This is a genomic window from Streptomyces sp. NPDC043952, assembly GCF_056435325.1.
In genome coordinates this window covers 24,332-32,409 of the sequence record NZ_JBWKES010000011.1, presented here as the reverse complement: position 1 = coordinate 32,409, position 8,078 = coordinate 24,332, and the positions used below count along the sequence as shown (strand labels likewise).

The 8,078-nt window shown below is 71.8% G+C and carries 7 protein-coding genes; 2 read left to right on the top strand and 5 right to left on the bottom strand.

What is annotated here, in order from left to right; translation table 11 throughout:
• Positions 1-146: 146 nt before the first annotated feature.
• Positions 147-1,430: an adenylosuccinate synthase gene (locus AC069R_RS15255; RefSeq protein ID WP_397984843.1), complete on the bottom strand. Its 1,284-nt coding sequence runs from the start codon at positions 1,428-1,430 to the stop codon at positions 147-149.
• A 212-nt stretch (positions 1,431-1,642) separates the two neighbouring features.
• On the opposite strand from AC069R_RS15255, the gene AC069R_RS15250 reads away from it, so the two are divergent.
• Positions 1,643-2,467 (top strand): diacylglycerol kinase family protein, encoded by an 825-nt coding sequence (locus AC069R_RS15250; RefSeq protein ID WP_478767280.1) that lies wholly within the window; start codon positions 1,643-1,645, stop codon positions 2,465-2,467.
• 127 nt (positions 2,468-2,594) lie between these two features.
• On the top strand, positions 2,595-4,106 hold the full coding sequence (locus AC069R_RS15245) for an APC family permease (RefSeq protein WP_478767279.1): 1,512 nt from the start codon (positions 2,595-2,597) through the stop codon (positions 4,104-4,106).
• Positions 4,107-4,154: 48 nt separating this feature from the next.
• Here AC069R_RS15245 and AC069R_RS15240 read toward each other — a convergent pair whose 3' ends face one another.
• From AC069R_RS15240 to AC069R_RS15225, 4 genes are read right to left on the bottom strand one after another with little or no spacing between them, the layout of a single operon-like run.
• On the bottom strand, positions 4,155-5,387 hold the full coding sequence (locus AC069R_RS15240; RefSeq protein ID WP_478767278.1) for a cytochrome P450: 1,233 nt from the start codon (positions 5,385-5,387) through the stop codon (positions 4,155-4,157).
• A 38-nt stretch (positions 5,388-5,425) separates the two neighbouring features.
• Entirely contained in the window at positions 5,426-5,974 is a 549-nt protein-coding gene (locus tag AC069R_RS15235; RefSeq protein ID WP_478767277.1) for a hypothetical protein, read from the bottom strand.
• On the bottom strand, positions 5,971-6,636 hold the full coding sequence (locus AC069R_RS15230) for a response regulator (RefSeq protein ID WP_478767276.1): 666 nt from the start codon (positions 6,634-6,636) through the stop codon (positions 5,971-5,973). The genes AC069R_RS15235 and AC069R_RS15230 overlap by 4 nt, the downstream gene beginning before the upstream one ends.
• Positions 6,633-8,006: a sensor histidine kinase gene (locus AC069R_RS15225; RefSeq protein WP_478767275.1), complete on the bottom strand. Its 1,374-nt coding sequence runs from the start codon at positions 8,004-8,006 to the stop codon at positions 6,633-6,635. The genes AC069R_RS15230 and AC069R_RS15225 overlap by 4 nt, the downstream gene beginning before the upstream one ends.
• Positions 8,007-8,078: the final 72 nt, after the last annotated feature.

Here is an 8,078-nt window from a genome sequence, read left to right as displayed (position 1 = left end):
CAAAAACAAAAGAGGGGGAGTGAGGGCGGGAAAGGGGGGCCAAGGCGGGGCAAACCCCCCCCCCCCCCCCCCCCCCCCCCCCCGCCCCCCCCCCCCCCCCGCTGCCGCAGGTGAAGCCGGGCCGAACGCCGGCTTGCCGGAAGGGATCAGAGGAAGGAATTGATCTCGATCGTCTCGTCCCGGCCGGGGCCCACGCCGATCGCGGAGATCGGGGCGCCGGACATCTCCTCCAGCGCCTTGACGTAGTTCTGCGCGTTCTTCGGCAGGTCCGCGAAGGTCTTGGCCTTGGTGATGTCCTCGGACCAGCCCGGCAGGTTCTCGTAGACCGGCTTCGCGTGGTGGAAGTCGGTCTGGGAGTAGGGCAGTTCCTCGACGCGCTTGCCGTCGATCTCGTACGCCACGCACACCGGGATCTGCTCCCAGCCGGTGAGCACGTCCAGCTTGGTGAGGAAGAAGTCGGTCAGGCCGTTCACCCGCGTCGCGTAGCGGGCGATCACCGCGTCGAACCAGCCGCAGCGGCGGTCCCGGCCGGTGGTCACACCGCGCTCGCCGCCGATCCGGCGCAGCGCCTCGCCGTCCTCGTCGAACAGCTCGGTCGGGAACGGGCCGGCGCCGACGCGGGTGGTGTACGCCTTGAGGATGCCGATGACCCGGCTGATCTTCGTCGGACCCACGCCCGCGCCGGTGCAGGCGCCGCCGGCGGTCGGGTTGGAGGAGGTGACGAAGGGGTACGTGCCGTGGTCGATGTCGAGCAGCGTGCCCTGGCCGCCCTCGAACAGCACGACCTTGTCCTGCTCCAGGGCCTGGTTGAGGACCAGCACGGTGTCGGCGACGTACGGCTTGATCTGCTCGGCGTAGCCCAGCAGCTCCTCGACCACCTGGTCGGCGGCGATGGCGCGGCGGTTGTAGAGCTTGGTGAGGACCTGGTTCTTGACGTCGAGCGCGGCCTCCACCTTCTGCTGGAGGATCGACTCGTCGTACAGGTCCTGGACCCGGATGCCCACGCGGTTGATCTTGTCCGCGTAGGTGGGGCCGATACCGCGCCCGGTCGTGCCGATCTTCCGCTTGCCGAGGAAGCGTTCCGTCACCTTGTCGACCGTCACGTTGTACGGCGTGATGACGTGCGCGTTGCCGCTGATGAGCAGCTTGGACGTGTCGACGCCACGCTCGTTCAGACCGCTCAGCTCGGAGAGCAGGACCGAGGGGTCGACGACGACACCGTTGCCGATGACCGGCGTGCATCCGGGAGAGAGGATGCCGGAGGGCAGGAGGTGGAGGGCGTACTTCTGGTCGCCGACGACGACCGTGTGGCCGGCGTTGTTGCCGCCCTGGTACCGCACCACATAATCCACCGATCCACCGAGCAGGTCGGTGGCCTTCCCCTTGCCCTCGTCACCCCACTGAGCACCGAGCAGCACAAGTGCGGGCACGCGCGTACACCCCTTCCGGGCGGGGCATGTCCAAGGTCAGGGGCGCGGGCGTAAGGTTCACCGCCGCGTGCCACCGCGACCGTCGTTGGCCGCACAACCGTCGGACCGGATGCCCCGGAATAGACGAAGCCCCTGGCGCAATAGCGCAAGGGGCTCTTGCACAAAGATGCTACCCGAGGAAGCGAGGCAGGACCGAGGTGGCGACCTTCGCGATGTCCGATCAGCTGCTGGTGATCATCGATCCGGGGGCACGGCAGACGGACGGGGAGTCCGTACGGATCGCGAAAGACGTGCTCAGCGCGGGTGCGGCGGCCAAGGTGTGCCTCCCCCAGGGTCCGGAGGAATTCGCCCGCGCACTGGGCCGCAGGGGGTCGCGCCGGCCGGTGGTGGTGGGCGACGACGCCGCCCTGACGCGGGCGGTGACCCTGCTGCACCGGGAGCGGGGACTGGCCGGATGTGCGCTGTCGGTGGTGCCGGTGGGCGAATCCCTCACGCTCGCGGCGTCCCTCGGGGTGCCGACCGGGGCGGTGGCGGCGGCGCGGGCGGTGCTGGACGGCGCGGAGCGGCGCCTGGACCTGCTGGCCGACGACAGCGGGGGCCTGGTGCTCGGCGGGCTCGCCATCCCCCCGGCCCCGGCGCGGGTGCCCGCGCCCGCGCCGCTGGCTGCCGCCGGCCGCCCCTGGTACCGGTCCCTGGTGCGCACCCTGAGCCCGCGCCCCACCCGGCTGACCGCGATACCCTCGCCCGGCCCCACCCGGCTGCGGGTGGAGGTCGACGGCGAGGCGCTGCTGGACCTCGACCAGCCGGTGGAGTCCCTCTCCCTGGCCCCGGCCACCGGCGGGCTCGCCGAACTGGAGGTCCATCCCCTCTCCGTGGGCGCCGAGGCGACGCCCCTGCGGGCCTCGGGGCGCACCGTCACGGTCACCGGCCCCGACTTCCACTACCGCGCCGACGCACGGGTGACGGGCCCGGTACGGCGGCGGACCTGGCGGGTGCTGGAGGGGGCGTGGGGGCTGGTGCTGCCCGCCCGCGGATGACCCCGCACACCTCACTCCAATGGTCTAGTGACAAATATTTAACCGTGCCGACCCCTTCCCGTGCCCCCTTCTCGTCCAGCATCCTGCTCCATCAGGACCCAGGGACCGGACCCGGAGGGGATCATTCATGGCAGTGGACGAGGGTGTCGTCCCGGCGGCGGAGACCGGCGGAGATGAAACGATTCACCGGCTGAAACCCAACGCCGTCGGATTGCTCGGTGTGGTGTTCATGGCGGTGGCGACGGCCGCGCCGATCACCGCGATGACCGGGAACGTGCCGTTCATGGTCTCCTCGGGCAATGGCATCGGGGCGCCCGCGAGCTACCTCGTCGCAATGGTCGTACTGGCAATCTTTTCCGTCGGATTCACCTCGATGGCGAAGCACATCACGTCCACGGGCGCCTTCTACGGATTCATCTCCTACGGCCTCGGCCGCACGATCGGCCTCGCCTCCGGACTGCTCGCCACCTTCGCCTACGTCGTCTTCGAGCCCGCGCTCATCGGGATCTTCTCCACCTTCGCCACGACCACCCTGCGGGACCAGACCGGGGTGCACCTGCCCTGGTGGTCGTTCGCGATCCTGATGCTGGCGATCAACGCCACCGGCACCTGGTTCGGGGTCAGCGTCGCCGAGAAACTGCTGGTGGTGCTGCTGGCGACCGAGGTCACGGTGCTCGCCGCGATGGCCGTGTCCGTCGCCCTGCACGGCGGCGGGCCGCACGGCTTCAGCCTCGCGCCGGTCGATCCGGTCAACGCGTTCAAGGGCACCTCCGCCGGGCTCGGCCTCTTCTTCGCCTTCTGGTCCTGGGTCGGCTTCGAGTCGACCGCGATGTACGGCGAGGAGTCCCGCGACCCCAAGCGGATCATCCCCAAGGCGACGATGGTCAGCGTCCTGGGCGTCGGCGTCTTCTACGTCTTCGTCTCCTGGATGGCCATCTGCGGCAACGGCGAGGCGGCGGCGGTGAAGGCCGCGTCCTCCGCGAACCCGCTTTCGATGTTCTTCGACCCCACCGAGCGGTACGTCGGCCACTGGGCCGTGGACGTCATGCAGTGGCTGATGATCACCGGGTCGCTGGCCTGCGGGATGGCCTTCCACAACTGCGCCGCGCGCTACCTGTACGCCCTGGGCCGCGAGGGCGTGCTGCCCTCGCTGAAGCGCACCATCGGACGCACCCACGCGCGGCACGGTTCGCCGCACGTCGCCGGGCTGGTGCAGACGGTGGTGGCGGCGGTGCTGATCGGCGCGTTCTGGATCGCGGGGAAGGACCCGTACACCGGGACGTACGTGCTGCTCGCGATCCTCGGGACGATGGCGATCCTCGTCGTCCAGGCCGTGTGTTCCTTCGCCGTGCTGGCGTACTTCCGCTCGCACCACCCGGAGAGCCGGCACTGGTTCCGCACGTTCGCCGCGCCGCTGGTGGGGGGCGTGGCGATGCTCGGGGTCGTGGTGCTGCTGGTGTCCAACATGGGAGCGGCGGCGGGCAGCGAGTCGGGCTCGCTGGTGCTGCGGGCCACGCCGTGGCTGGTGGGGGCGGTCGCGGTGGCGGGGGTGGCCTACGCGCAGTACCTGAAGCGGCGGGCGCCGGAGCGGTACGCGCTGGTGGGCAGGACCGTACTGGAGGAAACGAAGGAACGGTAGGCCGTCTTCAGCGGGCGTCCTTCCCGTTCCGGCGGACCCGACGGGTGGTCAGCGCACCTGCACGCTCAGTCCCTCCAGGCCGCGGATCACGTAGTTCGGTTTGCGGGTCGGTTCCTTCGCCAGGGTGAGGGTGGGGGCCCGGCGGAGGAGGGAGGTCATGGAGGCGGTCAGTTCGAGGCGGGCCAGCGGGGCGCCGATGCAGTAGTGGATGCCGGCGCTGAAGGAGATGTGAGGGTTGTCGGCGCGGGCGAGGTCCAGGCGGGCGGGGTCGGCGAAGACGGCGGGGTCGTGGTTGGCGGAGCCGAAGACCATGGCGATCTCGGCGCCGCGCGGGATCACCGTGCCGTCGATCTCGATGTCGTCCAGCACCCAGCGCTCGAACAGCTGGAGCGGGGTGTCGTAGCGCATCAGCTCCTCGATCGCGGCCGGGACCAGGGAGTGGTCGGCGCGCAGGGCGGCGAGCTGGGCGGGGTTGCGGAACAGGGCCCACCAGCCGTTGACCGTGGCATTGACGGTGGCCTCGTGGCCCGCGTTGAGCAGCAGGACGGCGGTGGAGATCACCTCCTGCTCGGTCAGCCGGCCGCCCACCCCGCCGTCACCGTCCTGCGCGGCGATCAGCCCGGAGATCAGGTCGTCGCCGGGGCGCTTGCGCCGCTCGGCGATCAACTCCCGCAGATAGTCCGAGAATTCGACCGACGCCCGGACCGCGCGCGCCGCCGTGTCCTCGGCGGGGTTCAGCTCGTACATCCCGCAGATCGCCGCCGACCAGGGCCGCAGCCGGTCCCGGTCGGCCTCCGGGATGCCCAGCATCTCGGCGATCACCGCGACCGGCAGCGGCTCGGCGACGTCCGTCAGCAGATCACCGCCGCCCTCCCGGACGAGACCCGCGACCAGCTCGTCGGCCAGGCCGTACACATACGGCTTCAGCCGCTCCACCGTGCGCGGGGTGAACGCCTTCGACACCAGCCGCCGGATCCGGGTGTGGTCCGGCGGTTCCAGGTCCAGCATCCCGTGGTCGTTGAGCGTGTGGAACGGCTCGTGCGCGGGCGGCGGCGCGGACTTGCCGAACTCCTCGTGGGAATACCGGTGTTGGTACGTCCGCCCCAGCCGCCGGTCCCGCAGCAGCGCCGAGACGTCGGCGTGGTGCGGCACCAGCCACTGGTCCGTGGGCTCGTACCGGATCACCCGGCCGCGGGCCCGCAGCTCGGCGTACGCCGGGTACGGGTCGGCCACGAACGCCGGGTCCCAGGGGTCGAAAGCGAGATCGCCGGAGCCTGCCATGCCCGGACGCTAACCCACCGGCCCCCGGTCCGGCCAGATCAGCCGATGCGCTCGGCGAGGAGCACGTAGTCGTAGTAGAGGGGGCGGCCCTCCTCGTCCGCCGGGAGTCCGCGGCCGCTCTCGTTCGCCAGGATCAGGTCGAGTTCCGGCAGGGCGTCGAAGCCGAGGTCGTCGTCCTCCCCGAGGCCGTCGTCCCCGCCGATGGCGTGGCCCCGTTCCGCGAGCCGCGCGCGCAGGTCTCCGCTCGGCGTGCGGAAGACGTCGAGCCCGTCGAGCAGCACCCGCACCCCGGCGTCCTCCTTCCGGAACCGGAAGATTTCGATGTCGCTCAGCTTCCCCTGGGTGAACCCGAGGGAGATCCCCAATCCCGAGGCGCCGTGCGTGAGATGGAGCTGCCCCGGTTCCTCGGCGGCCAGGGTGATCCGGGAGTCCCCAGCCGCGATCCGGGAGTCCCCAGCCGCGGCCACCGCGTCCCGCGCCTTCCCCACCGGCATGCCGAGCCGGAAGGGCCCGGCGCCGGCATGCGGTACGAGTTCCAGCTCCAGCCCCTGACCCGGCTCCCGCTCCCGGCCCGCCGCCGCGCTCATCCCGGCGTCACCAGGCGGGCCTCGTACGCGAACACCGCCGCCTGGGTGCGGTCGCGCAGGCCCAGTTTGACCAGGATGCGGCTGACGTGGGTCTTCGTCGTGGACTCGGCCACCACCAGGCGTTCGGCGATCTCCGCGTTGGACAGGCCCTGGGCGATGAGCACGAGGACCTCGGTCTCGCGGTCGGTGAGGTCGCCGTACGCGGCCGGGGCGGTGGGCAGCGGGCGGCGGACCTCCGGGAGGCGGGAGAACTCGGCGATCAGGCGTTTGGTGACGGAGGGGGCGAGCAGCGCCTCACCGGCGGCCACCACCCGTACCCCGTCGGCCAGTTGGCGGGCCGAGGCGTCCTTGAGGAGGAAGCCGGAGGCGCCCGCGCGCAGGGCCTGGTAGACGTACTCGTCCAGGTCGAAGGTGGTCAGCACCAGGACCTTCGCCGCGGCGTCGGCCGCGACGATCTCGCGGGTCGCCTCGATGCCGTTCAGCTCGGGCATGCGGATGTCCATCAGCACGACGTCCGGGGCGAGTTCGCGTACCCGCGCCACCGCCTCGCGGCCGTTGACGGCCTCGCCGACGACCTCGATGTCCGGCATCGCGTTCAGCAGGACGGAGAAACCCTCGCGGACCATCATCTGGTCGTCCGCGATCAGGACGCGGATCGTCATGCGCCGCCCCCGGCTCCGCCTCCGGCCACCGGGTCCGCCGGGGCCGCCACGGGGAGGAACACCGCCACCTCGTAGCCTCCCTCGGCCGTGCGGCCCGCCGTCATCTCGCCGTCCAGCATGGTGACGCGCTCCCGCATGCCGGTGATGCCGTGCCCGGCGCCCGGTGACGGCTTCAGCAGGCTCGGCGCGGGCGGCGGGCCGTTGACCACGCGCAGGCCGAGCCCGCCGAGGACGTAGGAGACCTCCACCCGTGCGCTCGCCCCCGGCGCGTGCCGCAGCGTGTTGCTCAGCGCCTCCTGCACGATCCGGTAGGCGGACAGCTCCACCCCCTGCGGCAGCTCGCGCACCGCGCCGGTCACCGCCTTGTCCACGCCGAGCCCGGCCTCGCGCACATTGGCGAGCAGCCCGTCCAGGTCGGCGAGCGTGGGCTGCGGGGCGTCCGGCGCCGCGTAGTCCTCCGCGCGGACGACCCCGAGGACCCGGCGCAGCTCGGTCAGGGCCGCGACCGCGTTCTCCCGGATGGTGGCGAACGCCTTCTCCAGCTCCGGCGGCGGGTTCTCCACCCGGTACGGCGCCGCCTCCGCCTGGATGGCGACCACCGACATGTGGTGGGCGACCACGTCGTGCAGCTCCCGCGCGATCGTGGTGCGCTCCTCCAGCAGGGTGCGCCGCGAGCGCTCGTGCTCGGTCACCGTCTGCTGCGCGGTCACCTCCAGGGCGGCCTCCTTGCGGACGTGCCGCACCGCGACCACCAGCAGGATCAGCGCGGACAGGAACATCATCTGGGCTATGTCGTCCTCGTCGTACGAGTGTCCGAACAGGCTCGCGTCGAAGAAGCCGTACACGCCGGTCAGCGCCCACATCCAGGCCGCCGTGCGCGGGCGGGTGCGGATCGCCACGACGGTGAGCACCACCAGGTGGGAGAAGAAACTGCCCGGCGTCCAGGTGCCGCTCACCCAGTCCCCGCCGCTGACGATTGTGGTGACCGTGCACGCCGCGAGGGACAGCCAGAACGCCCCGGTAGGGCGCACCAGGGTCAGCAGGACCGGGGCCAGGGCCAGCAGCCCGCAGATCAGGGCCGGCCCCAGCGAGGTGTCGGCGCGGACCAGACCGACCCACATCGCCAGCACGCCGAAGAGGGCCACCACGGCGTGCGGGGCCCAGGGCGCGTACTCCCGCAGCCGGCCCGAGCGGCGGCGCACGAAGCGGCTGTCGGGGCCCAGCGGGGGCAGCGGCCGGTAGGCGAAGGCGTCGTGGAACAGGTCCTGCCGCAGTCCGGCGAGGGCGTCGGCGGCCAGCTGGAACTCCGGGCTGCGCGGGCGGCCGGACCCGAACGGCGAGGTCGGGGGCGGGGGCGTCGTCTCGGTCACACGGTAAACGGTAGGCGGCGGGCCGGAGTGGGTCGTCAGCTTGGAGACGGGTTCCGCGGGGTCCGTCTCAGG

What these genes read in the sequence shown, in the direction of transcription:
- AC069R_RS15240 (WP_478767278.1), bottom strand. Translation starts at nt 5,387, where the DNA reads ATGGCAGGCTCCGGCGATCTCGCTTTCGACCCCTGGGACCCGGCGTTC.
- AC069R_RS15245 (WP_478767279.1), top strand. Translation starts at nt 2,595, where the DNA reads ATGGCAGTGGACGAGGGTGTCGTCCCGGCGGCGGAGACCGGCGGAGAT.
- AC069R_RS15235 (WP_478767277.1), bottom strand. Translation starts at nt 5,974, where the DNA reads ATGAGCGCGGCGGCGGGCCGGGAGCGGGAGCCGGGTCAGGGGCTGGAG.
- AC069R_RS15250 (WP_478767280.1), top strand. Translation starts at nt 1,643, where the DNA reads ATGTCCGATCAGCTGCTGGTGATCATCGATCCGGGGGCACGGCAGACG.
- AC069R_RS15230 (WP_478767276.1), bottom strand. Translation starts at nt 6,636, where the DNA reads ATGACGATCCGCGTCCTGATCGCGGACGACCAGATGATGGTCCGCGAG.